A 25,016-nucleotide genomic window follows, 5' to 3' on the forward strand; every position below is an offset into this window, starting at 1 on the left:
GGACCCTCCCCCCCCCCCCCCCCCCCCCCCCCCCCCCTCCCCCCCCCTCCCCCCCCCCCCCCCCCCCCGTCCCCCCCCCCCCCCCCCCCCCCCCCCCCCCCCGGGCCCGGGGCGTTTCAGCCGAGGTCGACCTGCGGGTAGAGGGGGAAGCCCGCGACCAGGTCCGTGGCCCGCTGGGAGATCTCCTGTGCGACCTTCTCGTCCAGGACGTGGGCCGCCTTGGAGGGGGCGCCGGACTTGGTGGTGCCCGCTTCCGTCGTCGTCAGGACGCGGTCGATCAGGGACGCCACCTCGTCCATCTCGGCCGTGCCGAGGCCGCGGGTGGTGAGGGCCGGGGTGCCGACGCGGATGCCGGAGGTGTACCAGGCGCCGTTCGGGTCGGCCGGGATGGCGTTGCGGTTGGTGACGATGCCCGACTCCAGCAGGGCGGACTCGGCCTGGCGGCCGGTGAGGCCGTAGGAGGTGGCGACGTCGATCAGGTTGAGGTGGTTGTCGGTGCCGCCGGTGACGAGGGTGGCGCCGCGGCGCATCAGGCCCTCGGCGAGGGCGCGGGAGTTGTCCACGATCCGCTGGGCGTAGTCCCGGAAGGAGGGCCGGCGGGCCTCGGCGAGGGCGACGGCCTTGGCGGCCATCACGTGCGGGAGGGGGCCGCCGAGGACCATCGGGCAGCCGCGGTCGACCTGGTCCTTCAGGGAGTCGTCGCACAGGACCATGCCGCCGCGCGGGCCGCGCAGGGACTTGTGGGTGGTCGTGGTGACGATCTGGGCGTGCGGGACCGGGTCGAAGTCGCCGGTGAGGACCTTGCCCGCGACCAGGCCGGCGAAGTGCGCCATGTCGACCATGAGGGTGGCGCCGACCTCGTCGGCGATCTCGCGCATGATCCGGAAGTTCACCAGACGGGGGTACGCGGAGTAGCCGGCGACGATGATCAGCGGCTTGAACTCGCGGGCCTGGGCGCGCAGGGCCTCGTAGTCGACCAGGCCGGTGGCGGGGTCGGTGCCGTAGGAGCGCTGGTCGAACATCTTGCCGGAGATGTTGGGGCGGAAGCCGTGGGTGAGGTGGCCGCCGGCGTCCAGGGACATGCCCAGCATGCGCTGGTTGCCGAAGGCCTGGCGCAGCTCGGCCCAGTCGGCGTCGGACAGGTCGTTGATCTGGCGGACGCCGGTCTTCTCCAGGAAGGGGGCCTCGACGCGGTCGGCGAGGACGGCCCAGAAGGCGACGAGGTTGGCGTCGATGCCGGAGTGCGGCTGGACGTAGGCGTGGCGGGCGCCGAAGAGTTCGCGGGCGTGCTCGGCGGCGAGGGCCTCGACGGTGTCGACGTTGCGGCAGCCGGCATAGAAGCGGCGGCCGATGGTGCCCTCGGCGTACTTGTCGCTGAACCAGTTGCCCATCGCGAGCAGCGTGGCCGGGGAGGCGTAGTTCTCGGACGCGATCAGCTTGAGCATCTCGCGCTGGTCGGCGACCTCCTGGCCGATGGCGTCGGCGACACGGGGTTCGACGGCGCGGATGACGTCGAGGGCGGCCCGGAAGGCCGTGGACTCGGTGGAGAGGGGGGCGGAATTCTCGGGCATCGGGGACCTCCGGACGGTGTGCGTACAGCGTTCACGTTCGGCCCAGGCGCACGGCACTCTTCCCGCTCGGGCCGCTCCCTGATGGTCCGTCCCATCCCAGCGCGCCAGTCACGGCCCGCTCGTCAGATTACCGGGCGCGCCGGACGGCGCAGGTCCCGCGTCCACCATGCGAGCGAGGCCGGCCGTCCGGGTCGCGCCGCCGGTGAGCGGGGAGGAGGACTGCGGGAGGTGCCGTCCGGGGCCTGGTCAGCGGAGCGGGAGGTCGGTCCCGTGCCGGCCGGCGGGCCGGGGCCCGAAGATGCGCCGCTCGCTCTCCTCGATGGCGACGTCGTCGATGCTCGCCTCCCGCCGGCGCATCAGGCCGTGCTCGTCGAACTCCCACAGTTCGTTGCCGTAGGAGCGCCACCACTGGCCGTCGGCGTCACGGCACTCGTACTGGAAGCGGACGGCGATGCGGTCGTCGTGGAAGCTCCACAGGCTCTTGCGCAGCGCGTAGTCCCGTTCGCGCCGCCACTTCTCGGTGAGGAAGGCGATGATCTCGTCCCGGCCGGTGAGGAACCGGTCCCGGTTCCGCCAGACGGAGTCCGGGGTGTAGGCGAGGGCCACCCGGTGGGGGTCGCGGGTGTTCCAGGCGTCCTCGGCGGCCTGCACCTTCCGGCGGGCGGTCTCCGTGGTGAAGGGCGGGCAGGGCGGGCGGTCTTCGGGCACGGGACCTCCTTGACGTCGAGAACGAGCGTTCTCGGTCGGTGCGCCTAAAGTAGAGAACGGCCGTTCTCGACGTCAAGGAGCCACGGATGCCCGCCCCGATCACCGAGGAACAGACCCGCCTGGACCGAGAGGCGCTCCTGGACGCGGCGGAGGCGCTCTTCTACGCGCACGGCATCCAGGCGGTCGGGATGGACCGGGTCCGCGAGGCCTCCGGGCTGCCCCTGAAGCGCATCTACCGGCTCTTCGCCACCAAGGAGGACCTCGTGGTCGCCGTGCTCCGGCGACGCGACCGGCGCTGGCGCGCGAGCCTGGCCGCGCACGTGGAGGGCGTCCCTGACCCCCGCGGACGGGTACTGGCGGTCTTCGACTGGCTGGCCCGCTGGTTCGCCGAGCCCGGCTTCCGCGGCTGCGCCTGGATCAACGCCCACGGCGAACTCGGCTCCGCGTCCGACCGGGTGCTGGCCGAGGTCCGCGCCCACAAACAGGCCTTCCGCGACCAGCTCGCCACCTGGGTCCACGCCACGGGCACGGCGGCGGCCGAGCCGGTCTTCCTGCTCGCGGAGGGAGCCGTCGTCACCGCCGGCATCAGCGGCGACCCGGCCCCGGCACGGCACGCCCGGGCGGCGGTGGAGAGGCTGCTCGGACCCTAGAGGATCACGTGGGGCAGGAAGCGGGCGTACTCGTCGGTGACCAGACCCGTCGACTCGCGGATGCCGAGCCCCGCCGGTTCGTCCCGGACGACCCAGGCGCCGAGGACCACGTGGTTGCCGTCGAAGGCGGGGAGGGGGGCCAGCTGCTGGTAGCAGCAGGGTTCCTCGCGCGGGACGGCCGGGGTGCCCGGGGGGTGGATCGTGACGCCCTCGCCCTCCCGGCCGAGGAGGGGCTTGGCGACGTAGCCGGTGGTGCCGGGCAGGTCGCGGGGGCCGTCCAGGTAGGCGGGGAGGAGGTTGGGGTGGTCCGGGTACAGCTCCCAGAGGATCGGCAGCAGGGCCTTGTTGCTCAGGAGCATCTTCCAGGCCGGTTCGATCCACAGGGTGCTGCCGGTGCCGCCGCCGTTGTCCAGGGTGTCCAGGACGTGCCCGCCGAAGGCGTCGGTGGTGAGCCACTCCCAGGGGTAGAGCTTGAAGATGCCCCGGATGAACCGCAGCTGGTTGTCCACGAAGCGGCCGGAGAGACTGTCCCAGCCGATCTCCTCCATGGCCAGCCAGTCGGTGGTCAGCCCGGCCTGCTCGGCGGTCTCCTTGAGGTAGGCCACCGTCATCAGGTCCTCGCCGAGTTCGTCGGCGGCGGAGTGCGCGAAGTGCAGCGGGCTGCCCGGCGGGAGGAGCCCGGACTGGGCGCGCCAGGCCTCCACCAGGCGTTCGTGCAGGGAGTTCCACTGGTCCGCGCCGGGGAAACGATCCTCCATCCAGAACCACTGCGGGGAGGCGGCCTCGACCAGCGAGGTGGGGGTGTCGGCGTTGTACTCCAGCATCTTCGCCGGGCCCGTGCCGTCGTAGCGGAGGTCGAAACGGCCGTAGAGGGACGGGAGTTCGGCGCGGCGGTGCCAGGCCTCGGTGACCGCCGCGGCCACCCGCGGATCGGTGATGCCGAGGTCGGCGAGCCGGTTCTCGGCCACGATGTGCCCGGCCGCGGCGAGGCACATGCGGTGCAGTTCCCCGACGGTCTCCTCCAGTGTCTCGACCTCCTCCAGGGAGAAGACGTAGCAGGCGCTCTCGTCCCAGTAGGGGCGCAGGGAACCGTCGGGATGGCGGGTGAGCGGGTAGACCAGGCCCTGGGCCTCGACGGTCTGCTGCCAGCCGGGGCGGGGGGTGAGGGTACGGCGTTCCATGGGTGCGTTCCGGTCAGCCGCCGGAGCTGCCCTTGCCGCCGCCGAAGCCGCCGCGGTGCACTCCGCCGCTCCCGCTGTGGTGGTCGTCGTCATCGTCGTACGAGCCGCCGCCCGAACCCCCGCCGGGCTTGGTGAAGGAGCCGCCGTCGACCCAGCCGTCCTCCTCCTCGCCCTCGTAGTACCAGGCGGCGTCGACCTTCTTCCGCACGGTCTTCTTGCCGCCCGTCGTCCTGCCGGGCTTGCCGGTCGTCTTCACCGGACCGCTCGTCGTGGACTTGCAGTTCTTGTCCGCGACGACCTTGTAGCCCTTGGCGAGGTGGTGGCTGTCGCGGTCGACGCAGCGCTTGTCCGGGTCGGACGAGCAGGCGGTGAGGGCGGCGGCCAGCAGGCCCATGCCGCCGAGGACCACCGTGCCGGACCTCAGGGGCCGACGTGTGCGCTCCATGGTTTCTCTCCCCCGTCGGATGTCGTGTGCCGGCCGTCAGCCTAGAGATCGGTGGGAGTACCCCCGGCAGGGGGTCGGCCGTCGGCCGCTCCCCTAGAGTCGCTTCGTGCTCTTTGGAATGGTGTGTGCCCTCGGTGCCGCGGTCTGCTTCGGTACGGCGACGGTGTTGCAGGCGGTGGCGGCGCGGACGGCGGGCGCCGGGAACGGTGGCGGGGACGCGGCGCTGCTGCTGCGGGCGCTGCAACAGTGGCGGTACCTCGCCGGACTCGGGCTGGACGGGCTCGGGTTCGTGCTCCAGGTCGCCGCCCTGCGGTCGGTGCCGATCTACGCGGTCGGCGCGGCGCTGGCGGCGAGCCTCGCGGTGACGGCGGTGGTGGCGGCGCGGCTGCTGCGGGTCCGGCTGAGCGGTCTGGAGTGGGGCGCCGTCGCGGTGGTGTGCGCGGGGCTCGCCCTGCTGGGGCTGGCCTCGGGCGCCGAGGGCGACCGGAGCGGGCCGGACTGGCTGCGGTACGCGATGGTGGCCGCCGCGGTGGCCGTGCTGCTGCTCGGCGGGGTCGGCGGGCGCCTGTCGGGGCGGGGGCGGGCGCTGCTGCTGGGGCTCGGCGCCGGGTTCGGGTTCGGGGTGGTGGAGGTGACGGTACGGCTGGTCGGCTCGCTGCGGCCGGCCGACCTGCTGGCCGACCCGGCGACGTACGCGCTGCTGCTCGGCGGTGCCGCCGCCTTTCTGCTGCTCACCTCGGCCCTTCAGCGGGGCTCGGTGACGACCGCGACGGCCGGGATGGTCCTCGGCGAGACGGTCGGGCCGGCCGCGGTGGGGATCGTCTGGCTCGGGGACCGCACGAGGGACGGGCTGGCGTGGGTCGCGGCGCTCGGGTTCGCCGTGGCGGTGGTCGGGGCGCTGGCGCTGGCGCGGTTCGGGGAGGCGCCGGCGGAGTAGCGGCCGCTACGGCAGCACCCGGCACAACGCCTCCAGTGCCCCCGCCCACGCGCTGTCCGGCGGGGTGCCGTAGCCGACGACCAAGGCGTCGAGCGGCTCCGTGACGGCCTGCGGGTGGCGGTGGACGGAGAGGCCGTGGAGGGCCAGGCCCTGCCAGGCCGCCGCCTGGACCACCGACTCCTCCGTGCCGGGCGGGAGGCGGAGGACCGCGTGCAGGCCGGCCGCGATGCCCGTGACCCGTACCTCCGGTGCGCGCGTGGTGACGGCGGTGGTGAGGGCGTCGCGGCGGCGCCGGTAGCGCAGGCGGGAGGAGCGGACGTGGCGGTCGTACGCGCCGGAGGTGAGGAACTCCGCGAGGGTGAGCTGTTCGAGGGCGCCGACGGTGTCGGCCTGCCCCTTGGCCGCGACCGCCTCCGCGGCCAGGTCCGGAGGCAGCACCATCCAGCCCAGCCGCAGTCCGGGCGCGAGCGACTTGCTGGCCGTGCCGAGGTGGACGACCCGGTCGGGGGCGAGGCCCTGGAGCGCGCCGACGGGCTGGCGGTCGTAGCGGAACTCGCCGTCGTAGTCGTCCTCCAGGACCAGCCCGCCGGTGCGGCGGGCCCAGGCCACGACGGCGGCCCGGCGGTCGGGATGCAGGGGCGTGCCCATGGGGAACTGGTGGGCGGGGGTCAGCAGGACCGCGCCCGCCCCGCCCGGTTCGCGGGGGTCCGTGCCGAGGTCGTCGTACGGCAGCGCGGGCGTGGCGAGGCCCGCGTCGCGCAGCAGGGCCCGGTGGACGTCGAGGCCGTACGACTCCACCGCCACCGTCCGCACCCCGCGGGCCCGCAGCACCTTGCCGAGGACGGTCAGGGCGTGCGAGAAGCCGGCGGTGATCACGATCGTGTCGGGGTCGGCGCGGACGCCGCGGGCGCGGGCGAGGTAGCCGGCGAGGGCGGCGCGCAGTTCGGGGCGGCCGCGCGGGTCGCCGTAGCCGAGGGCGTGGAAGGGGGCCGTGGCCAGGGCGCGGCGGGCGGCCTTGAGCCACTCGGTGCGGGGGAAGGCGGCGAGGTCGGGGGTGCCGGGGACCAGGTCGTGACGGGGGCGGGCCGGGGTGCGGTGGTGGGCCGCGGGGGCGGCGCCCGGGGGCGTGGGCACGCCGGCGGCCACCCGGGTGCCGGAGCCCTGGCGGGCGGTGAGCCAGCCCTCGGCGACCAGGTCGGCGTAGGCCTCGGCGACGGTGTTGCGGGCGATGCCGAGGTCGGCGGCGAGGGAGCGGGAGGAGGGCAGCCGGGTGCCGGGGGCCAGGCGCCCGGTGCGGACGGCGTCGCGCAGGGCATCGGTCAGACCGCGGCGCAGGCCGCCCGAGCCGCTCGGTTCGAGGTGCAGGTCGACGCCCAAAGTGGCCCAGGAACTCGCCATGGAAATGGACCATACTCCTGGGCTGCCCGGTGCCTAGGGTCGAGGCATGAGCACTGCACAGGAAACCGTCGAGTACGCCACCGAAGAAGCCCCGCGACTGCGCTGGGCCGAGCACACCCCCGAGGTCTACAAGGCGATGATCCGCCTGGACGGCGCGGCCCGGCAGGGACTGGACCCCACGCTGTACGAGCTGGTGAAGATCCGTGCCTCGCAGCTCAACCACTGCGCGTTCTGCCTCGACATGCACACCAAGGACGCCCTCGCGGCCGGGGAGAGCGTCGAGCGGATCGTGCAGCTCAGCGCGTGGCGGGAGTCGCGGCACTTCTACACGGAGAAGGAGCTGGCGGCGATCGAGCTGACCGAGGCGGTCACCGTCCTGACCGACGGGTTCGTGCCGGACGAGGTGTACGACAGGGCCGCCGAGCACTTCGAGGAGGAGGAACTGGCCCGGCTGGTCGCCGCGATCACCGTGATCAACGCCTGGAACCGGTTCGGCGTGACCTTCCGGATGACGCCGGGGCACTACCGGCCCGGGCAGCACACGTGAGCAAGGCCGAGGCGTTCCGCGCGCTGCACCAGGGGCGGACGCCCGACGACCCCCTGGTCCTGCCGGGGCCCTGGGACGCGGCCTCCGCGCGGGTGTTCGCCGCCGCCGGGTTCCCGGCGCTGGCCACGCCGAGCGCGGGGGTGGCCGCCTCGCTCGGGTACGAGGACGGGGCGACCCCGGCCGACGAGATGTTCGCGGCGGTCGCCCGGATCACGCGGGCCGTGGACGTGCCGGTGTCGGCGGACGTCGAGGGCGGCTACGGGCTCGCGCCGAAGGAGCTGGTCGAGCGGCTGCTGGAGGCGGGCGCCGTGGGGTGCAACCTCGAGGACTCGGAGAACGGGGGTGTCCTCAAGGACCCGCACGCACACGCCGAGTTCCTCGCCGAGGTACGGGCGGCCGCCGGCGACCGGCTGTTCGTCAACGCCCGCGTGGACACCTTCGTGCACGGCGACGGCGATCCCGAACGGGCCCTCGAACGCGCCGCGTCGTACGTCGCGGCGGGCGCGGACTGCGTCTATCCGATCCTCGCCCCGCCCGCCGTACTGCCCCTGCTGCGGGCCGGGATCCAGGGGCCGCTGAACGCGCTGGCCGTCCTGGACGGGGACGGCCCCGGGCCCGCCGCGCTCGGCGGGCTCGGGGCCACCCGGATCACCTTCGGGCCGGGCCTCCAGCGGCGGGCCGCGGCCGCGCTGCGGGAGACCGCCGACGGGCTCAGGCCCTGAGCGGGCTCAGGACAGCCACTTCCTCCACACGTCGGGGTGGCTGTCCACCCACTTCTTCGCCGCCTCCTGCGGGTCCAGCTTCTGCTCGGCGATCATCAGGGAGACCTCGTTCTGGTCCTCCGTCGTCCACCGGAACCTCTTCAGGAACGCCGCGGCCTTCCCGCCGGACTTCGCGAAGTCGGCGTTGAGGTACTTCTGCAGCGGGGTGTGCGGGTAGGAACAGGCGACCTTCGCCGCGTCCGCGTCGCAGCCCTTCTTGTACGGCGGCAGTTTCACCTCGGTCATCGGCACCTTCTCGAACAGCCACTGGGGCGAGTACCAGTAGGTCAGGAAGGGCTTCTTCTCCTTCGCGAACTGCTTCATCTGCGTGATCTGGGCCGCCTCGGAACCGGCGAAGACGACCTGGTAGTCCAGCTTCAGGTTCTTCACCAGCGCCTTGTCGTTGGTGACGTAGGACGGGGAGCCGTCCATCAGCTGGCCCTTGCCGCCGCTCTCCGCGGTGCGGAAGAGCGAGGCGTACTTGTTCAGGTTCCGCCAGTCCGTGATGTCCGGGTGCTGCTTGGCGAGGTACGTCGGCACGAACCAGCCGATGTGTCCGGTCACCCCGAGGTCGCCGCCGCGCGTGATCGTCTTCTTGTCGGTGACGTACCGCTTCTCCTGGTCCGGGTGGCCCCAGTCCTCCAGGAGGGCGTCGACGCGGCCCTGGCTGAGCGCGTCCCAGGCGGGCACCTCGTCGACCTGGACGGTGTCGACGCGGTAGCCGAGCTTGTGCTCCAGGATGTACCGGGCGACGGCCGCGTCGGACTGCGCGCCCACCCAGGACTGCACGGACAGGGTGACGGTCTTCGAGCCGTGCGCGTTCGCGAACGGGCTGGCCTGCTTGGTCATGTCGGCGGCGCCGCAGCCGGTGGCCAGGGCCAGGACGGTGACGGCGGCCGGGACGGTCGTACGAAGACGCATGTCAGGCTCCCTTCTCCGGACGGCGCTCGGTCGGCTGGGTCACCCGGTCCAGCATCAGGCCCAGGCAGACGATGGCGGCACCGGCGACCAGGCCGGTCGCGAGGTCGCCCTGGGCGAGGCCGAAGGCGACGTCGTAGCCGAGGGCGCCGCCGCCGACCAGACCGCCGATGATGACCACGGCCAGCACCAGGACCACGCCCTGGTTGACGGCGAGCAGCAGCGACCGCCTGGCCAGCGGGAGCTGGACCTGCCACAGCTGCTGGCGGCCGGTCGCGCCGAGCGAGCGGGCGGACTCCAGCGCGGCCTCGTCGACCTGGCGCAGGCCCTGCGCGGTGATCCGGACGACGGCCGGGAGGGCGTAGACGACGGCCGCGGCGACGGCCGGGGCGCGGCCGACGCCGAACAGCGCGACGACCGGGATCAGGTACACGAACTGCGGCATGGTCTGGAAGACGTCCAGAACCGGGCGCAGGGCGCGTTCGACGCGGTCGCTGCGGGCGGCGGCGATGCCGGTGGCGAAGCCGAGCACGAGGGTGACGGCGACGGCGGCCAGCACCTGGGAGAGGGTGTCGAGCGACGGCTCCCACACGCCGAGCACGCCGATCGCGGCCATGGCGAGGACGGCGGTCAGCGCGGTGCGCCAGGTACCGATCAGCCAGGCCAGGGCGGCGACGATCAGCAGCACCGACCACCAGGGCAGCCACTGCAGGCCGTCGCGGACGGGATCCAGGACCCAGGTGGTGAAGTGGCCCGCCCAGTCCGCGGTGCCGCCGATCACGGGGACACCGGAGTACAGGTGGGCGGTCATCCAGTCGACGGCCCGGTTGACCGGTCCGGCGATGTCCAGGGTGCCGCCGGCGGGCCAGTCGAGGGCGCCGAGGAGGCGGGTGGCGAGGGCGACGGCCACGGTGGCGGCGAGGGCGTGGAGCCGGCCGATGGTGCGGGGGCGGGTCCCGCCGTCCCCGGCCGCCGCGGTCACGCGGTCCAGGACCACCGCGAGCAGCACGATGGGGATGCCGGCCGCGAGGGCCGCGCCGACGTCGACCGAGGCGAGGGCCTGGTAGACGCGGTCGCCGAGGCCGCCGGCGCCGATGACGGCGGCGATCACGGCCATGGACAGCGCCATCATGATCGTCTGGTTGAGGCCGAGGAGGAGTTCCTTGCGGGCCAGCGGGATACGGGCGGTCAGCAGCCGCTGGCGGCGGGTGGCGCCGAGCGACTCCACGGCCTCCAGGACTTCGGGGTCGGCGCAGCGCAGGCCGAGCGCGGTGAGGCGGGCCATCGGCGGGGCGGCGTAGACGACGGTGGCGAGGACGGCCGCGGGGACGCCGATGCCGAAGACCAGGACGACGGGGAGGAGGTAGGCGAAGGCCGGGAGCACCTGCATGGTGTCCAGCACCGGGCGCAGGGCGCGGTCGAGGCGGTCGGAGAGGCCGGCGCCGAGGCCGAGGAGGGCGCCCACGGCGACGGAGGCGAGGACCGCCACGACCATCAGCGCGAGGGTCTGCATCGTCGGCACCCACATGCCCAGGGCTCCGCAGGCCAGGAAGGCGACGGCCGTCCCGGCGGCCAGGCGGGCTCCGGCCACACGCCAGGCGAGCAGGGCGGCGAACGTGGTCACGCCGGCCCAGCCCGCGGCGAGGAGGGTGAGGTAGACCCCGCGGACGGCCCAGATGACGGCGTTGCTGACGTAACCGAAGAAGTACAGGAACAGCGGGTGGCTGTCCCGGTTGTCGATGACCCAGTCGCTGGCCGTGGAGAGGGGCTTGTCGAGATGGACGGTGAGGGCGTGGGGCCAGCCGGCGCCGGGCCAGTGGCCGGACGCCCAGGGGGCCAGCACCGCGGCGAGGAGGGCGAGCAGGAGGAGCTTGCCCGCGGCGCGGCTCCTCAGGACGCGGGGGGTGCCGGTCTTCGCGGTCGGGACGGTGAGCGTTGCCATCAGACGGCCTCCGCGGTGGTGTCCGCCGGGGCCTGGGGCGCTTGCCCGCGCCGGCAGGGTGCCTCTCCCGAGCTCTTCGGGCGGGGGGTGTCCCCAGCGCCCGCCCGTGCCGCGGCGGCGGCACGGCGGCCCGCGGCCGCGCCGGCCGCGGCGGCTGCGGCGGCCGCACCGGCCACGCCGGATCCACCGGACACGCCGGATGCGGCTCCCGCGTCGTCCTGGGCCGCGGGAGCGCCGGCGTCCGTCGCCGCGGCGTCGGCGTCGCCCGTGGTCAGGGGGCCGGCGTCCGTCGTCCCGGCATCGTTCCGGCCCGTGGCCGCGGCGTCCACGCCTGCCACCACGCCCAGCAGCTGCTCGTGGTCCACCACTCCGAGGCAGCGGCCCTCGTTCATGACGCGGGCGGGGGCGCCGGAGCGGGCCACGGCCTCGATGGCCTCGGCGACCGTGGCCTCGGGGCGGACCGCGGGGCCGTTGCCCATCTCGCCGGCCGACGCCGGGCGCATGGCCGTACCGACCGTCATCACCTGCTCGCGCGGCACGTCCCGGACGAACTCGCGGACGTAGTCGTCGGCCGGGTTTCCGACGATCTCCTCGGGGGTGCCCAGCTGGACCACCCGGCCGTCGCGCATGAGGGCGATGCGGTCGCCGAGTTTGAGGGCCTCGGTGAGGTCGTGGGTGATGAAGACCATCGTGCGGCCCTCTTCCCGGTGCAGGCGGGTCACCTCGTCCTGCATGTCGCGCCGGATGAGGGGGTCGAGGGCGCTGAACGGCTCGTCGAAGAGGAGGACCTCCGGGTCCACGGCGAGGGCGCGGGCGAGGCCCACCCGCTGGCGCTGGCCGCCGGAGAGCTGGCCGGGGCGGCGCTTCTCCATGCCTTCGAGACCGACCTTGGCGACGAACTCGGCGGCCCGCTCACGGCGTTCCGCCCTGCCGACACCCTGGATCTCCAGGCCGTAGGCGACGTTGTCCAGGACCGTGCGGTGCGGGAGCAGGCCGAAGTGCTGGAAGACCATCGCGGCCCGGTGCCGGCGCAGCTCGCGCAGCCGGCCCCGGTCCATCGCGCGGACGTCCTCGCCGTCGATGGAGATGGTGCCCGCGGTCGGCTCGATCAGCCGGGTCAGGCAGCGGACGAGGGTGGACTTGCCGGAGCCGGACAGGCCCATGACGACGAAGACCTCGCCCTTGCGGACGTCGAAGGAGACGTCCCGGACGGCGGCCGTGCAGCCGGTGCGGGAACGCAGGTCGGCGGCGGAGAGCGTGGCCAGCTCCGGGTCGGCGGGAACGCGCTCCGGCTTCGGGCCGAAGACCTTCCACAGCCCGGACACCGAGAAGACGGGGTCGGCGGCGGTGGTGGGGGGCTTGCGCGTGGGGACGGTGAGGGTCATCGGGGGTCACCTCCGATCAGGTCGACGGCCTTCTCCCCGACCATGAGCACCCCGATCATCGGGTTCACGGCGGTCATGGTGGGGAAGACGGACGCGTCGGCGATGCGAATGCCGTCGAGGCCGCGGATCCTCAGCTCCGGGTCGACCACGGCGTGTTCGTCGTCGGCGGCGCCCATCCTGCAGGTGCCGGCCGGGTGGTAGACGGTGTGCGCGACCTTGCGGGCGTACTCGCTCAGCTCGGCGTCGCCGACGACCTCCGGGCCGGGGCACACCTCGCGCTTGAGCCAGCCGGCCAGCGGCTCGGTCTTCGCTATCTCACGGGCGATGCGGATGCCGTCGACCAGGGTCCGGGCGTCGTAGTCGTCCTCGTCGGTGAAGTAGCGGAAGTCCAGGGCCGGCTTGACGGAGGGGTCCGCACTGGTGAGGTACAGGCGGCCGCGGCTCTTGGGCTTGGGGATGTTGGGGGTCATGGAGACACCGAACTCCGGCCGCTGGTAGCCCAGCCGCTCCGGGTTGTCGGTGAACGGGATCTGGTAGAAGTGGAACATCAGGTCGGGGCCCGGGTGTTCGGGGTCCCGCTGGACGAACAGGCCCGCGTCGGAGTCCATCGCGGAGTTCTCCGGGATCGGGCCGTGGGTCTCCCAGACGATGACCGACTCGGGGTGGTCGAGCAGGTTCTCGCCGACGCCGGGCAGGTCGTGGACGACGGGGATGCCGAGCGCTTCGAGGTCCTGGCGCGGGCCGATGCCCGAGTGGAGCAGCAGCCGCGGGGAGTCGACGGCGCCGGCGCACAGCACGACCTCGCTGCGGGCGCGGACCAGCAGTTCCTCGCCGTCCTTGGTGCGCACGTGGACGCCCTCGGCGCGGGTGCCGTCCAGCTCCAGCCGGTACGCCCACGTCTCCAGCAGGATCGTCAGGTTGGGGCGCTCGTCCATCACCGGGTGCAGGTAGGCCACGGAGGCGGAGGACCGCTTGTTGTTCTCGGGGTGGTAGGCGAGGTCGAAGAAGCCGGCGCCCTCGGTGAACGGCTCGCGGTTGAAGCCCTCGACCCGGGGTACCCCGAGTGCCGACCGGGCGGCGTCGACGAAGTCGCGGGCGATGGCGTTCCGGTCCTTCTCGTCGACGGAGACGATGTTGTTCTTCAGACGGGCGAAGTAGGCCTCCATGGGGACGGCGCCCCACCCCTTGGCGCCGGCGGCCTCCCACTCGTCCCAGTCCGAGGGCAGGGGCTTGAAGGAGATGAGGGTGTTGTGCGAGGAGCAGCCGCCGAGGACGCGGGCGCGGCTGTGCCGGATGTGGGAGTTGCCCCGGGGCTGCTCGACCGTGGGGTAGTCGTAGTCGAGTTCGCCGCCGAGCAGGCCCATCCAGCGGCGCAGGGTCAGGACGTCGTCGCGGCCGACGTCGCTCGGGCCGCCCTCGATGACGGCGACGGTGACGTCCGGGTTCTCGGTGAGGCGGGAGGCGATGACGGAGCCGGCGGTTCCGCCGCCGACGACGACGTAGTCGTAGACGTGCTCGCGGGGGGTGTGGGACATGGGGGTACTACTCCAGGAGGCTCTTCTGGGGGCGGTGGGCTCTTCTGGGGGCAGGGGTTCTTCCGGTCGCGGGAGCCGTGGGGCCGGCCGGTGGCCGCGGGGGCCCGGGAGTCAGCCGGCGAACCAGCGGACGGGCTTCGGGGCGAGGTTCTGGTAGACGTGCTTGGTCTCGCGGTACTCGGCGAGTCCGGCGGGGCCCAGTTCGCGTCCGGTGCCGCTCCTGCCGAAGCCGCCCCACTCCGCCTGCGGCAGGTAGGGGTGGAAGTCGTTGATCCAGACGGTGCCGTGCCGCAGCCGGGCGGCGACCCTGCGGGCCCTGGAGGCGTCGGCGCTCCACACGGCGCCCGCGAGGCCGTACTCGGTGTCGTTGGCCAGCGCGACCGCCTCCTCCTCGGTACGGAAGGTCTCGACGGTGAGGACCGGGCCGAAGACCTCCTCGCGGACCACCCGCATCTCGCGGTGGCAGGCGTCGAGGACGGTCGGCTCGTAGAACCAGCCGGACTCCGGGCGCACGTCGGAGGGTTCGGGCCGCTTGCCGCCGCAGCGGAGCACGGCGCCTTCCGCGAGGGCGGAGGCGACGTACGCCTCGACCTTGGCGCGCTGCTGTTCGGAGACGAGGGGGCCGCACTCGACGCCGTCCTCGGTGCCGCGGCCGAGCCTGATCCGCTGGGCGCGGCGGGCGAGTTCGGTGACGAAGCGCTCCCTGACGGACTCCTCGACGATGAGGCGGGCGCCGGCCGAGCAGACCTGGCCGCTGTGGATGAAGGCGGCGTTGAGAGCCTGGTCGACGGCGGTGTCGAAGCCCTCGTCGGTGGCGCAGGCGTCGGCGAAGACGACGTTGGGGTTCTTGCCGCCGAGTTCGAGGGCGACCTTCTTGACGGTGGGCGCGGCGGCCTGGGCCACCTTGGTGCCGCTGGCCAGGCCGCCGGTGAAGGAGATTAGGTCGACGCCGGGGTGCTCGGCGAGGCGGGCGCCGACGGTGTGGCCGGGGCCGGTGACGAGGTTGGCCACGCCCGCGGGCAGGCCGGCCTCGGCGAGCAGTTCGATCAGGGCGATCGTCGTCATCGGCGTGATCTCGCTGGGCTTGATCACGAAGGTGTTGCCGGCGGCGAGCGCCGGGGCGATCTTCCAGCTGGCCTGGAGCAGGGGGTAGTTCCAGGGCGTGATCAGCGCACAGACGCCGACCGGTTCGTGGACGACCACGCTGTGGATGTCCGGCGAGCCGGCGTCGACGACCCGGCCGGGGGCCTCGGCGGCGACCAGGTCGGCGAAGTAGCGGAAGGCGTCGGCGACGCAGTCGATGTCGACGCGGCCCTCCTCGACCGTCTTGCCCGCGTCCCGGCTCTCCAGCAGGCCGAGTTCCTCGCGGTCGCGCACCAGGAGGTCGGCGACGCGGCGCAGCAGCGCGGCGCGTTCGGCGACCGGGGTGCCCGGCCAGGGGCCGTGGTCGAAGGCCTGCCGGGCGGCGGCCACCGCGCGCTCGGCGTCCTTCTCGTCGCCCTCGGCGACCACGGCGAAGGGCCGGGCGTCCGCGGGGTCGAGGATCTCCCGGGTCGCGCCGGAGACCGCCGTCAGCCACTCGCCGCCCGCGTGGATGGTCGCCTGGACCTGTCGTTCCGTTCTGTCCGCCATGATCGGTGTTGCCTTCCGTTCCTGTTCCGTGCCCTTACGTGACAGGGGTGCCTCGCGTGGGGACCGTCGCCGCCTGCCCCCGCCTTTCGCGTTGCATGCGCAATCGGCGGCCGAAAGTGCGCCGCGTCACTGAAAATGCGGGCGAAATCGGACGAAACTACGCTGTAGAGGGGTGCTTGAGGCGATCACGGAGGTGCGGGATGGCCCGAAGATCCCTGATCTGCGCGGGGGTGAGCGTGCTTCTGGCCCTCTCGCCGGCCCTGGTCACGGCGGCCTCGGCGGATGACAGCGGTGATCCCCAGGCCCGTGCACTCGGCCGGGAGGCGGAGCGCAATCTGCGGGACGCCGACTCGCTCCGCCTGACACTGACGGACCGGACCGCGTCCGGCAGCCGCGACAAGCTCGCGTGGATGGACATGACCCTGGACCGCCGGGGCAACTGCGTCGCCTCCTTCCGGATGGGCGCGGACGGCGGCACCTTCGACATCGTCAAGCGCGGCGACGAGGTGTGGATGAAGGCCGACTGGGACTACTGGAAGTCCCAGCTGCCGGGCGACGGGAACGAGACGGCCGACCTGGTCCACGACCGCTACGTGCACGGCACCACGAACGAGAGCGCCTTCAAGGGATTCACCGACGCCTGCGACCTGAAGGCCTTCCAGAAGGACGTCACCGTGGACGTCACCTCGAACGACGGGCGGACCACGGTCGACGGCGTCGACGTGTACCGGCTGCGCGGCGAGGAGGAGGGCCTCCCGGCCACGGTGTACATCACGGTGGACCGCCCGCACCGGCTGATCAGGTCCGACCAGAAGGGCGACGGCACCGACAGGACGGCGGGCGTCTCGGACTACGGCAAGCCGGTGCCGTCCGGCACCCCCGGTCCGCGTGAGTCGGTGGACCTCTCGGACCTGGAGAAGGAGTCAGGACAGTCGGGCTGACTCGTCCCGCATCAACTCCCGTACGCACGCGCGCAGCCAGGCGTGGGCCGGGTCGGCGTCGTGGCGCGGATGCCAGGCGAAGCCGAGCCGGACCGACGGCAGGCGGAGCGGGACGTCGAACGCGACCAGGCCGAGGGTCTCGGCCAGCGGGCGGCCCGACCGGCCGACCAGCCCGATCAGATCGGTCTCGCGCAGCACGAACAGCGAGGCCGGGTAGGTGCCGACGCTGCCCACCACCCGTCGCTCCAGGCCGAGTTCGGCGAGGGCTTCGTCGACCGGTCCGTGCTGCCTGCCACGCCGGGACACCACGAGGTGCCCGGCCGCCCCGGCGAACCGCTCGGGCGTCACCTCACCCTCCAGCAGCGGGTGTCCGGCACGGACGACGCCGAGCATGCGGTCCTCGTACACCGTCTCCACCCGCACCTCGGGCGCGGCCGTGTCGATCACTCCGACCTCCAGGTCGGCGGTGCCCTGGCGCAGGAACGGCGCGTCCACGTGGCTCTCGCTCAGGAAGCGCAGGCGGATGCCGGGGGCCTCGCGGGCGGCGCGGGCGAAGAGGGCGGCGCCGTGGGTGGCGGCGATGGCGTCGTGGCCCATGATCGTGAAGGTGCGGGTCACCTCGCGCAGGTCGGTGTCGCGGCCCGGTGCGAACAGGGCGCGGGCCCGCTCCACGACCGCGCCGACCTCGGCGCGTACGGCGAGCGCGCGCGGCGTCGGCACCATCCGGCGTCCGGCGCGGACCAGCACCGGATCGCCGAGCGCCTTGCGGATCCGGCCGAGGGTGCGGCTCATCGCCGGCTCGGACAGGTGCAGCCGGCGGGCGGCACCCTGCACGCTCTCCTCCTCCAGCAGCACGTCCAGCGCGACCAGCAGGTTCAGGTCCAGGTCCCTGGATTGCGTCATGTGCAGGTGTTCCTTGCGAAGGTTGCACTGGAAAGCAGGTCAGGGGCGAGCCTACGGTGAGGACGCATCCCACACCACTCCAAGCTCCGGGGGAGGAGCCGTGCCCGCGCACGCCCTGAAACGCTCGACCCTGCTGACCCTGTGCGCCTGTGTGCTGGTCGCGCAGAGCATGGTCGCCGCCATCAACCTGCTGATCCCGCAACTGGCCTCGTCCGGCCTGCACCCCTCGCACACCCAGATCCTGTGGACGGTCGACGCCTACGTCATCGTCTTCGCGGGCCTGCTGATCCCGGCCGGCGCGCTCGGCGACCGGTACGGCCGCAAGGGCGCCCTGCTGTGCGGTCTGGCCCTGTTCGCCGCGGGCGCCACGACCAGCGCGCTCGCGACCGGCCCCGCGCTGCTGATCGCCGGCCGGGGCGTGTCCGGGGCCGGGGCCGCACTGATCACCCCGGCCACGATGTCGATCCTGGTGCGGCTGGCCGGGCCCGAGCGGCGGGCCCAGGCGATGGCGTCCTGGACGCTGGCCATCGGACTGGGCGGCATGGCCGGCAACCTGGGCGGCGGTCTGGTCGGCCAGTACCTGTCCTGGCGGGCGCTGTTCGCCGCGATGGTGCCGCTGGCGGCCGTGCTCGCCGCCGCGGTCGCGGTGACCACCCCGCGCACCGACCGCTCCGCGCAGGGCAGCCCGGACCCGGTCGGCACCCTGCTGCTCACCGCGGGCCTGGTCGCCGTGCTGTTCGGCATCATCGAGGGGCCCGGCCAGGGCTGGACCTCGGCGCGCATCCTCACCGCGTTCGTGGCCGGCGCGCTGCTGGTGACGGCGTTCACCGTCCACGCCCTGCGCTCCCGCGCCCCGCTGTTCGACCCGCGCGTCTTCCGTGCCGCCGGGCTGCGCGCGAGCACGCTGGGCCTGGCGACCGGCTTCTTCGGCCTGTTCGCGCTGTTCTTCGTCAACTCGCAGTACCTCCAGCAGGTCAAGGGTTTTGGACCCGCGCTCACCGGGGTGGCGATCGTGCCGCTGATCGTCGGCATGGCCCTGGTGCCGAGGTTCGCGGCCCGCTGGTCGGCGCGTCCGCGTCCGGTCGTCGGCACCGGGCTGGCGCTGATCGGCCTGGGCCTGCTCGCCGCGTCCACGGCGGACGCGGGCACGCCCTATCCGCTGTACGCCTGCTGGCTGCTGGTCATCTCCGCCGGGACCGGCCTGGCCATGCCCGCCCTCACCCTGGGCGTGGTGGTCTCGCTCCCGCCGCACCAGGCGGGCCTCGGCTCCGGGCTCGGCACCTCGGCGCGGGAGATCGGTGCCGCACTCGGTGTCGCCGTCGCCGGTACGGCGCTGGCGGGTCACACCGATTTCGCGAGCGGGATGGGGCCCGCGCTGCGGGCGGTCGGCGTGGTGGTCCTGCTGGCGACGGCCCTGGTGGTGGCCGGTTTCCGCCCCGCCGCCCGCCGCCCGGCCCCCACGGCCTCGGGGGCGCCGGTGGTCGAGGAGCCGGCGGCCTGAATGCGTCGGCGGGTCCCGGACGGCACCGCAGAATGCGGACGACGACCGAGAAAGGACCCACCGTGAGCCGTATCCCGACCTGTGTACTGAGCGACGCGAGCCCGCCCCGGATCAGCGGCGGGCACGCGGTGGACCGCTACGTCGAGATCGGGTCCCTGACGAAGGCGCTCACCGGCACGCTGCTGGCCCGGCTCGCGGAGGCGGGCACGGTCCGTCCCGACGACCCCGTCGAGCGGTGGCTCCCGGCGCCGCCCGGCACGGGCATCACGCTGCTCGACCTCGCGCGGCACACCTCCGGACTCCCCCGGCTGCCGCCCCGCGTCGGGCGCCGGGACCCGTACGCGGCCTTCGACCGGGCGGAGTTGCTGCGGCTGGTGCACGGCCTGGACAGCCTCGCCGTACGCCCGCCGGGGGACGAGGAGTACTCCAACCTGGGGTACTCCGTCCTCGGCGCGGCCCTGGCCGAGGCGGGCGGGGCCGGTTACGAGGAACTGCTGGAGACCTACGTCCTGCGCCCGCTGGGCGTCGGCGAGGTGACGGCCCGTCCGCCGGCCTCGCGGCGGCTGACGGCGCCGGGGCTGCTGCCCGGCACCCGCCGCAGGCCCTGGACGATGGACGGGGCGATCCTCCCGGCGGGCGGGCTGTGGGCCACGCCCCGCGCCGTCGCCGACCTCGTGGTACGGCTGCTGGTGGAGCGGCGGCTGGGCGAGCCGGCCGTCAGCTGGCAGACGGCGGGTGCGCTGCGCTGGCACAACGGCGCCACCGGTGACGCGTCGGTGTTCGCCGGGGCGACGGCGGACGGGCGCTGGGTGGTGGTCCACCGGCTGGGCGGACGGCCGGACGACACGGACCGCACCGCCGTACGGGTGATGGCCCCCTGACGGCCCCTCGGGGCTCGGAGCCTTGATACGACGAGGTCCCCTCCCGCAGTCGCGGGAGGGGACCTCGTGTGTGGAGCGCCGGGCAGGCCTTGCACCTGCATCTCCCCGCAGGAAGCGGGGCGTCTTTCCTTGGACCACCAACGCATCACCTGGTGCCGGTTTCCCGGCGGCCGGTGCGTGATCAACTATAGCGCACCGGCGCCGGGTGACACCACGTCGGACCGGACGGGACGTCGGATCAGATGAGGCCGAGACCGCGGACCGCCTCGCGCTCCTCCGCCAGCTCCTGGACGGAGGCGTCGATGCGGGCGCGGGAGAACTCGTTGACGTCCAGGCCCTGGACGATCTCGTACTTGCCGTCCTTGCAGGTGACGGGGAAGGAGGAGATCAGACCCTCCGGGACGCCGTAGGAGCCGTCCGACGGGATGCCCATGGAGGTCCAGTCGCCCTCGGCGGTGCCGTTGACCCACGTGTACACGTGGTCGATGGCGGCGTTGGCGGCGGAGGCGGCGGAGGACGCGCCACGGGCCTCGATGATCGCGGCACCGCGCTTGGCGACGGTCGGGATGAAGTCCTCGGCCAGCCACTTCTCGTCGTTGACGACCTCGGCGGCGTTCTTGCCGGCGACCGTGGCGTGGAAGATGTCCGGGTACTGGGTGGCGGAGTGGTTGCCCCAGATGGTGAGCCGCTTGATGTCGGCGACCGTCGAGCCCGTCTTCTTCGCCAGCTGGGTCAGCGCGCGGTTGTGGTCCAGGCGGGTCATCGCGGTGAAGCGCTCGGCCGGGACGTCCGGCGCGGCGGCCTGGGCGATGAGGGCGTTGGTGTTGGCCGGGTTGCCGACGACGAGGACCTTGATGTCGTCCGCGGCGTGGTCGTTGATGGCCTTGCCCTGCGGCTTGAAGATGCCGCCGTTGGCCTCCAGCAGGTCACCGCGCTCCATGCCCTTGGTGCGCGGGCGGGCCCCCACCAGCAGGGCCACGTTCGCGCCGTCGAAGGCGACGTTCGGGTCGTCGGTGATCTCGATGCCCTGGAGCAGCGGGAACGCGCAGTCGTCCAGCTCCATGGCCGTGCCCTCGGCGGCCTTCAGCGCCGGGGTGATCTCCAGCAGGCGCAGCTTGACCGGCACGTCCGCGCCGAGCAGCTGGCCGGAGGCGATGCGGAAGAGCAGGGCGTAACCGATCTGGCCGGCCGCGCCGGTGACGGTGACGTTCACGGGAGTGCGGGTCATGGCGTTCTCCGTATGACAGCTGGCGGTGGGGCGTCCCTGCCCCGGGCGGATGATCGATCTCTTGGCGTCAAGAGAGATCAGCGGTCAGGCTATCGCGCATCCGGCAGGTGAGACGTGCGGGGCCCTGTGGCTCACCCCACAAGGGGATCAGCGGGGACGTTTCGCCGCCGGGGCGCGGCGCGAAGGGCATGGGGGAAGGGCACGGAAAAGGCGGCCGCCCGTCCGGGAGAGGTGGGACGGAGGCGGCCGCCGATGGGGGGTACCGGCTGGCCGGACTCCCGTGGGGGTACGTGTCGCGTGCCCAGGATTCCGGCCGGCTATGCGCGGCGAGCGGAATTTCCCCCACCTCTTCTCGTTCCGCCCTTCATCCCGCGCCGCCGGTTCCGTTCCTCACTCCGTGCAGCCCGTCCGGCCCGTGGCGAGCGTGGCGCACGCCCGGGCCCGCGCGGGGTCCCCCACGGCGATCATCGGGGTGTAGCCGATGGTGTCCCCGGCGGCCGTGATGTCACCCGTCTGCCGGACCTTGCCCACCGTCACCCGCACGGTGTCGCCCGGTGAGCCGCCGGTGATCCGCCCCCAGGCCGTGCCGCACGCCTTGCTGTAGCGGACCTCCAGGGTGGTGGTGCCGACGGCGGCGGTCTTGGCGGTGGTCACCAGCTCGCCGCTGCACCCCATGGCCTCCGCGTCCTTGCCGGTGCAGGCGGCGCCGGTGCACTTCACGCCGGGAGGCGGGCTGGTCCGGGCCGACGCCGGCGGTGCGGCCGGCTTTCCGGCGTCCGCGCTCCTGTGGCCGTCGCCGTCCCGGTGGGTGAAGAGGAAGACACCGGCGATGAGCGCGCCGGCGCCGACCAGCCCCGCCAGGAACATCACCACCTGCTGCCGCTCCACGTGCCACCGGCCCGACGGGGCCGGCGGCTGGGCGGGGGGCCCGGCGTCGGAGGTGCGGGCGGGGGCGCCCGGGAGGCGGGCGGGCGTGCCCTGGGTGCCGGTGGGCCCGGAGGGGGCGTCGGCGGGGCCCGACGGGGTCGCGGTGCCGACGGGCGGGGTGTGGGCAGGGCTCACGGGGGTGTCGGCACCACCCGACGGAGTACCGGCACGTCCCGTCGGAGTACCGGCACGTCCCGACGTCGTACCGGCACGTCCCGGAAGGGCGTCGGCGCGGCCCGGCGGCGTGTCGGCGCGGCCCGGCGGCGTGTCGGCGCGGCCCCAGGAGATGCCCGCCCGGCCCGGCCCGGGGTGGGCGCTCGACCGGGACGGGCCCCGGTAGCCGGCCACGCCCCAGGAGTTCCTGGGGGGAGCGTCGGCAGGAGCGGAGCCGGTGCCGGAGTCGCCGCCGTCCCCGCTGCCCTTGCCGCGCGGCACGCCGTCCCGGGCGTCGGCGTCCGAGCCCGTCGGCTGGGCGGGGATCGTCGGCTGCGCCGGGGTCGTCGGCGGGACACCGGCGGGACGGGCGGTCCCCGCCTCCGCGCCGGCACGACCGGCCGCCCTCGCGTCCTCCCCCGCCGCTGCCGCCAGGTCGCCCAGGGCCGCCCGGGCCTGCGCCACACGGAGGGCGTCCATCGTGTGGTCGTGGCGCCCCTCCGCCCGGTTCCAGGCGCGTTCGGCCAGCTCCCACAGGGTGGTCAGGTGGCCGGTGTGACCACCGGTGACCTCGGCGAGTGCGATGACCGCGCCCTTGGGCGCGAGCAGCCGGCCGTCCAGGTACCGCTCCCAGGACGTCCTGCCGTAGCCCGTGCGGTCGGCCAGAGCCGCGACACCCAGGCCGCTGCGGTCCACCAACTCCCGCAACTGGCCGGTGAATTCCTTGATCTGCGGTTCCAGATCCTCCGGCAGGGCCTTCCAGCGAGGCATCGCCTACCCCCTCTTCCCCTTCTTCCCCCGTGTTCCTTGCCACGCGTTCCGCGCTGACCAAGGATCCCAGTTCCCGGAAGGGGGCGGCGCACCGGAGCGGGTGGTCAGCCGCCCGGGGTGACCAGTCCCGTCTCGTACGCCAGCACCACCGCCTGTGCCCGGCTGCCCAGGTCGAGCTTGGTCATGGTGCGGTTGAGGTGGGTCTTGACGGTGGCCTCGCTGATGTAGAGGCGGTCGGCGATCTCCAGGTTGGACAGGCCGCGGGCGGTAAGCTTGAGGACCTCCACCTCGCGGGAGGTGAGCACGTCCAGATCGGGCGGGGGCGCGGTGTCGGCGGGCTCCTGCTGACGGGCGAAGGCCTCCACCAGGCGCCGGGTGACACTGGGCGCGAAGAGCGCGTCACCGCCGTCGACCGCCGTGACCGCCGCCAGCAGCCGCTCGGGGCCGGAGTCCTTCAGCAGGAACCCGGAGGCGCCGGCGCGCAGCGCCCCGTACACGTACTCGTCCAGGTCGAAGGTGGTCAGCACGAGGACCCGGGGCGGGCGGTCGGCGGCCTGGGCGAGGATCCGCTCGGTGGCCTCGATGCCGTTCACGCCGGGCATCCGGATGTCCATGAGGATGACGTCGGGGCGGGTCTCGGCGGCGAGCCGTACCGCCTCCTCGCCGTCCCCCGCCTCGCCCACCACCTCGAAGCCCGGCGCGGCGTCCAGCAGGCCGACGAGTCCGGCGCGGATGAGGAACTGGTCGTCCACGACGAGCACTCTGATCATTCCGTACGGTCGTCCCCCTCGGCCGTGCGTCGGCCGTCACCGCTCCGCGTCCGGCGCACCTCCGCGGCCGCGTTCGGCGGCCGTGGTCGGCAGGGTCAGCCGGACCTGGTAGCCGCCCTCGGAACGTGGGCCGACGCTGATCGTCCCGCCGTAGAGCTTGGCCCGCTCGCGCATGCCAATCAAGCCGTGGCCACTGCCTGTCGGCACTCTGGCCGGATCCGCGCCCTCGCCGTCGTCGGTGACCCGGACCGTCAGCTCGTGGGGCGCGTACCGGAGTTCGACGCGCGCGTGTGCGGGGCCGGCGTGTTTGAGGGCGTTGGTGAGGGCCTCCTGGACGACGCGGTAGGCGCACAGTTCGACGCCGGGCGGCAGCGGGCGGGCGGTGCCCTCGACGGCGAGGTCCACGGGCAGGCCGCCGGCCCGCACCCGGTCCACGAGCTCGCCGAGCCGGGCCAGGGTGGGCATCGGGGCGCGCTGGGGGGCCTCCGGGTCCTCCTCGCGCAGCACCTGGAGCATGCGGCGCAGCTCCTCCAGGGCCTCGCCGCTGGTGTCCGCTATGGTGCCGAGCGCACCGCGCGCCGTGCCCGGGTCGGAGTCGAAGACGAACCGGGCGAGGCCGGCCTGCACGGAGATGACGGACATGTGGTGGGCGACGACGTCGTGCAGTTCGCGGGCGATCCGGCCGCGTTCCTCGGCGACCGCGCGCCGGGCCCGCTCGGCCTGTTCGGCGCGCAGTCGCCGGGTGAGTTCGGCGGTACGGCGGGCCAGGTGCCCGAACCAGACCAGCACCGAGCAGTACAGCACGGCCTGCCCGACCACGGAGGCCATGGACGGGCTGTGGCTGACCACGCCGGCGTAGACCCAGACCGCGGCCATGCAGCCGGCGCAGGCCAGGGCGGTGCGTACCGGACGGACCGAGGCCACCGTGTACAGGGCGAGCATGGCGCCGAAGGTGCACACCACCGGCCAGTAGCCGAGGGTGACGAAGGCGGCCGCGGCGGCCTCGACGACGGCGAAGACGATCAGGGGGCCGCGGCCGCGCAGGGCGACCGGGAGGTGGGCGAGCGCGACGAGGGCGTAGGCCCGGGTGTCGAGTTCCGGCCATCCCTGTGACCGGGACTCCTGTCCGAGCAGGGCGGCCACCACGGTCATCGCCACCGCGATCAGCGTGTCCACGACCAGCGGGCGGGGGGTCCTCAGTCGCATCGCCGCAGGGTAGCCCCCATGACCGTGCCCCGGAGTCAACCCGGCGGGGTACCGCGGAAGTTGCAGCGCCCGGCCGGCTACCGCGTGCGGTGGTACGGCGGTTCAACCCGGGGGCGGAGGCGGCG

Annotated in this window: 22 protein-coding genes and 1 riboswitch; of the genes, 7 read left to right on the forward strand and 15 right to left on the reverse strand. The window is 73.8% G+C overall.

Annotation, left to right across the window (positions count from 1 at the left end):
* Positions 1 to 116 precede the first annotated feature (116 nt).
* Positions 117 to 1,571, reverse strand: coding sequence for a glycine hydroxymethyltransferase (locus tag ACZ4VF_RS18115; protein WP_467926972.1), 1,455 nt, complete (start codon positions 1,569 to 1,571; stop codon positions 117 to 119).
* A 33-nt stretch (positions 1,572 to 1,604) separates the two neighbouring features.
* Positions 1,605 to 1,693, reverse strand: a riboswitch (ZMP/ZTP riboswitch).
* Between the two features lie 124 nt (positions 1,694 to 1,817).
* A complete protein-coding gene (locus tag ACZ4VF_RS18120; protein WP_467926974.1) occupies positions 1,818 to 2,279 on the reverse strand; it encodes a nuclear transport factor 2 family protein in 462 nt (153 codons plus the stop codon).
* Between the two features lie 86 nt (positions 2,280 to 2,365).
* On the opposite strand from ACZ4VF_RS18120, the gene ACZ4VF_RS18125 reads away from it, so the two are divergent.
* On the forward strand, positions 2,366 to 2,929 hold the full coding sequence (locus tag ACZ4VF_RS18125; RefSeq protein WP_467926975.1) for a TetR/AcrR family transcriptional regulator: 564 nt from the start codon (positions 2,366 to 2,368) through the stop codon (positions 2,927 to 2,929).
* Here the strand turns inward: ACZ4VF_RS18125 and ACZ4VF_RS18130 are convergent.
* Together ACZ4VF_RS18130 and ACZ4VF_RS18135 are read right to left on the reverse strand one after the other, a co-directional pair.
* Complete coding sequence (locus ACZ4VF_RS18130) at positions 2,926 to 4,110, reverse strand: glutathionylspermidine synthase family protein (RefSeq protein WP_467926976.1); 1,185 nt, start codon at positions 4,108 to 4,110, stop codon at positions 2,926 to 2,928. The genes ACZ4VF_RS18125 and ACZ4VF_RS18130 overlap by 4 nt on opposite strands.
* A 13-nt stretch (positions 4,111 to 4,123) precedes the next feature.
* On the reverse strand, positions 4,124 to 4,555 hold the full coding sequence (locus tag ACZ4VF_RS18135) for a hypothetical protein (protein ID WP_467926978.1): 432 nt from the start codon (positions 4,553 to 4,555) through the stop codon (positions 4,124 to 4,126).
* 118 nt (positions 4,556 to 4,673) lie between these two features.
* Between ACZ4VF_RS18135 and ACZ4VF_RS18140 the strand changes: the two genes are divergently transcribed.
* Entirely contained in the window at positions 4,674 to 5,492 is an 819-nt protein-coding gene (locus tag ACZ4VF_RS18140; RefSeq protein ID WP_467927372.1) for a hypothetical protein, read from the forward strand.
* Between the two features lie 6 nt (positions 5,493 to 5,498).
* Here the strand turns inward: ACZ4VF_RS18140 and pdxR are convergent, their stop codons facing one another.
* Entirely contained in the window at positions 5,499 to 6,890 is a 1,392-nt protein-coding gene (pdxR, locus tag ACZ4VF_RS18145) for a MocR-like pyridoxine biosynthesis transcription factor PdxR (protein WP_467926979.1), read from the reverse strand.
* Between the two features lie 46 nt (positions 6,891 to 6,936).
* Here pdxR and ACZ4VF_RS18150 point away from each other — a divergent pair, with 46 nt between their 5' ends.
* Complete coding sequence (locus ACZ4VF_RS18150) at positions 6,937 to 7,437, forward strand: carboxymuconolactone decarboxylase family protein (protein ID WP_467926981.1); 501 nt, start codon at positions 6,937 to 6,939, stop codon at positions 7,435 to 7,437.
* Positions 7,434 to 8,159 (forward strand): isocitrate lyase/PEP mutase family protein, encoded by a 726-nt coding sequence (locus ACZ4VF_RS18155; protein ID WP_467926983.1) that lies wholly within the window; start codon positions 7,434 to 7,436, stop codon positions 8,157 to 8,159. Before ACZ4VF_RS18150 ends, ACZ4VF_RS18155 begins: the two co-directional genes overlap by 4 nt.
* 6 nt (positions 8,160 to 8,165) lie before the next feature.
* On the opposite strand, the gene ACZ4VF_RS18160 is transcribed toward ACZ4VF_RS18155, so the two are convergent.
* From ACZ4VF_RS18160 to ACZ4VF_RS18180, 5 genes are all read right to left on the reverse strand, one after another.
* On the reverse strand, positions 8,166 to 9,119 hold the full coding sequence (locus ACZ4VF_RS18160; protein WP_467926984.1) for an ABC transporter substrate-binding protein: 954 nt from the start codon (positions 9,117 to 9,119) through the stop codon (positions 8,166 to 8,168).
* 1 nt (position 9,120) lies between these two features.
* On the reverse strand, positions 9,121 to 11,058 hold the full coding sequence (locus tag ACZ4VF_RS18165; RefSeq protein ID WP_467926986.1) for an ABC transporter permease: 1,938 nt from the start codon (positions 11,056 to 11,058) through the stop codon (positions 9,121 to 9,123).
* The gene (locus ACZ4VF_RS18170) at positions 11,058 to 12,443 is read right to left on the reverse strand and encodes a quaternary amine ABC transporter ATP-binding protein (RefSeq protein WP_467926988.1); all 1,386 of its coding nucleotides are present in this window, start codon (positions 12,441 to 12,443) and stop codon (positions 11,058 to 11,060) included. The genes ACZ4VF_RS18165 and ACZ4VF_RS18170 overlap by 1 nt, the downstream gene beginning before the upstream one ends.
* Positions 12,440 to 13,978, reverse strand: a complete 1,539-nt coding sequence (locus ACZ4VF_RS18175) for a GMC family oxidoreductase (protein WP_467926989.1) — start codon at positions 13,976 to 13,978, stop codon at positions 12,440 to 12,442. Before ACZ4VF_RS18175 ends, ACZ4VF_RS18170 begins: the two co-directional genes overlap by 4 nt.
* 111 nt (positions 13,979 to 14,089) lie before the next feature.
* Positions 14,090 to 15,610, reverse strand: coding sequence for an aldehyde dehydrogenase family protein (locus ACZ4VF_RS18180; protein WP_467926991.1), 1,521 nt, complete (start codon positions 15,608 to 15,610; stop codon positions 14,090 to 14,092).
* Positions 15,611 to 15,810: 200 nt separating this feature from the next.
* On the opposite strand from ACZ4VF_RS18180, the gene ACZ4VF_RS18185 reads away from it, so the two are divergent.
* Entirely contained in the window at positions 15,811 to 16,551 is a 741-nt protein-coding gene (locus tag ACZ4VF_RS18185; protein WP_467926992.1) for a LolA-like protein, read from the forward strand.
* Here the strand turns inward: ACZ4VF_RS18185 and ACZ4VF_RS18190 are convergent.
* Positions 16,534 to 17,454 (reverse strand): LysR family transcriptional regulator, encoded by a 921-nt coding sequence (locus tag ACZ4VF_RS18190; RefSeq protein WP_467926994.1) that lies wholly within the window; start codon positions 17,452 to 17,454, stop codon positions 16,534 to 16,536. The genes ACZ4VF_RS18185 and ACZ4VF_RS18190 overlap by 18 nt on opposite strands.
* Before the next feature lie 100 nt (positions 17,455 to 17,554).
* On the opposite strand from ACZ4VF_RS18190, the gene ACZ4VF_RS18195 reads away from it, so the two are divergent.
* Together ACZ4VF_RS18195 and ACZ4VF_RS18200 are read left to right on the forward strand one after the other, a co-directional pair.
* Positions 17,555 to 18,955 carry an MFS transporter gene (locus tag ACZ4VF_RS18195; protein ID WP_467926996.1) on the forward strand — a complete coding sequence of 467 codons (1,401 nt, stop codon included), beginning with the start codon at positions 17,555 to 17,557 and terminating at the stop codon, positions 18,953 to 18,955.
* Between the two features lie 62 nt (positions 18,956 to 19,017).
* Positions 19,018 to 19,836 (forward strand): serine hydrolase domain-containing protein, encoded by an 819-nt coding sequence (locus ACZ4VF_RS18200; RefSeq protein WP_467926997.1) that lies wholly within the window; start codon positions 19,018 to 19,020, stop codon positions 19,834 to 19,836.
* A 238-nt stretch (positions 19,837 to 20,074) separates the two neighbouring features.
* Here ACZ4VF_RS18200 and ACZ4VF_RS18205 read toward each other — a convergent pair whose 3' ends face one another.
* The 4 genes from ACZ4VF_RS18205 to ACZ4VF_RS18220 all read right to left on the reverse strand — a co-directional run bounded on the left by ACZ4VF_RS18205 (position 20,075) and on the right by ACZ4VF_RS18220 (position 24,891).
* Positions 20,075 to 21,064: a malate dehydrogenase gene (locus tag ACZ4VF_RS18205; RefSeq protein WP_467926998.1), complete on the reverse strand. Its 990-nt coding sequence runs from the start codon at positions 21,062 to 21,064 to the stop codon at positions 20,075 to 20,077.
* Between the two features lie 390 nt (positions 21,065 to 21,454).
* On the reverse strand, positions 21,455 to 22,915 hold the full coding sequence (locus ACZ4VF_RS18210; RefSeq protein WP_467927000.1) for a helix-turn-helix domain-containing protein: 1,461 nt from the start codon (positions 22,913 to 22,915) through the stop codon (positions 21,455 to 21,457).
* 104 nt (positions 22,916 to 23,019) lie between these two features.
* Positions 23,020 to 23,685, reverse strand: coding sequence for a response regulator (locus ACZ4VF_RS18215; protein ID WP_467927001.1), 666 nt, complete (start codon positions 23,683 to 23,685; stop codon positions 23,020 to 23,022).
* Between the two features lie 36 nt (positions 23,686 to 23,721).
* Complete coding sequence (locus tag ACZ4VF_RS18220; protein ID WP_467927002.1) at positions 23,722 to 24,891, reverse strand: sensor histidine kinase; 1,170 nt, start codon at positions 24,889 to 24,891, stop codon at positions 23,722 to 23,724.
* Positions 24,892 to 25,016: the final 125 nt, after the last annotated feature.

The sequence above is a fragment of the Streptomyces sp. NPDC029151 genome (assembly GCF_055564315.1).

What these genes read in the sequence shown, in the direction of transcription:
- ACZ4VF_RS18115 (WP_467926972.1), bottom strand. Translation starts at nt 1,571, where the DNA reads ATGCCCGAGAATTCCGCCCCCCTCTCCACCGAGTCCACGGCCTTCCGG.
- ACZ4VF_RS18125 (WP_467926975.1), top strand. Translation starts at nt 2,366, where the DNA reads ATGCCCGCCCCGATCACCGAGGAACAGACCCGCCTGGACCGAGAGGCG.
- ACZ4VF_RS18130 (WP_467926976.1), bottom strand. Translation starts at nt 4,110, where the DNA reads ATGGAACGCCGTACCCTCACCCCCCGCCCCGGCTGGCAGCAGACCGTC.
- ACZ4VF_RS18135 (WP_467926978.1), bottom strand. Translation starts at nt 4,555, where the DNA reads ATGGAGCGCACACGTCGGCCCCTGAGGTCCGGCACGGTGGTCCTCGGC.
- ACZ4VF_RS18140 (WP_467927372.1), top strand. Translation starts at nt 4,674, where the DNA reads ATGGTGTGTGCCCTCGGTGCCGCGGTCTGCTTCGGTACGGCGACGGTG.
- pdxR (WP_467926979.1), bottom strand. Translation starts at nt 6,890, where the DNA reads ATGGCGAGTTCCTGGGCCACTTTGGGCGTCGACCTGCACCTCGAACCG.
- ACZ4VF_RS18150 (WP_467926981.1), top strand. Translation starts at nt 6,937, where the DNA reads ATGAGCACTGCACAGGAAACCGTCGAGTACGCCACCGAAGAAGCCCCG.
- ACZ4VF_RS18160 (WP_467926984.1), bottom strand. Translation starts at nt 9,119, where the DNA reads ATGCGTCTTCGTACGACCGTCCCGGCCGCCGTCACCGTCCTGGCCCTG.
- ACZ4VF_RS18165 (WP_467926986.1), bottom strand. Translation starts at nt 11,058, where the DNA reads ATGGCAACGCTCACCGTCCCGACCGCGAAGACCGGCACCCCCCGCGTC.
- ACZ4VF_RS18170 (WP_467926988.1), bottom strand. Translation starts at nt 12,443, where the DNA reads ATGACCCTCACCGTCCCCACGCGCAAGCCCCCCACCACCGCCGCCGAC.
- ACZ4VF_RS18175 (WP_467926989.1), bottom strand. Translation starts at nt 13,978, where the DNA reads ATGTCCCACACCCCCCGCGAGCACGTCTACGACTACGTCGTCGTCGGC.
- ACZ4VF_RS18180 (WP_467926991.1), bottom strand. Translation starts at nt 15,610, where the DNA reads ATGGCGGACAGAACGGAACGACAGGTCCAGGCGACCATCCACGCGGGC.
- ACZ4VF_RS18185 (WP_467926992.1), top strand. Translation starts at nt 15,811, where the DNA reads ATGGCCCGAAGATCCCTGATCTGCGCGGGGGTGAGCGTGCTTCTGGCC.
- ACZ4VF_RS18190 (WP_467926994.1), bottom strand. Translation starts at nt 17,454, where the DNA reads ATGACGCAATCCAGGGACCTGGACCTGAACCTGCTGGTCGCGCTGGAC.
- ACZ4VF_RS18205 (WP_467926998.1), bottom strand. Translation starts at nt 21,064, where the DNA reads ATGACCCGCACTCCCGTGAACGTCACCGTCACCGGCGCGGCCGGCCAG.
- ACZ4VF_RS18210 (WP_467927000.1), bottom strand. Translation starts at nt 22,915, where the DNA reads ATGCCTCGCTGGAAGGCCCTGCCGGAGGATCTGGAACCGCAGATCAAG.
- ACZ4VF_RS18215 (WP_467927001.1), bottom strand. Translation starts at nt 23,685, where the DNA reads ATGATCAGAGTGCTCGTCGTGGACGACCAGTTCCTCATCCGCGCCGGA.
- ACZ4VF_RS18220 (WP_467927002.1), bottom strand. Translation starts at nt 24,891, where the DNA reads ATGCGACTGAGGACCCCCCGCCCGCTGGTCGTGGACACGCTGATCGCG.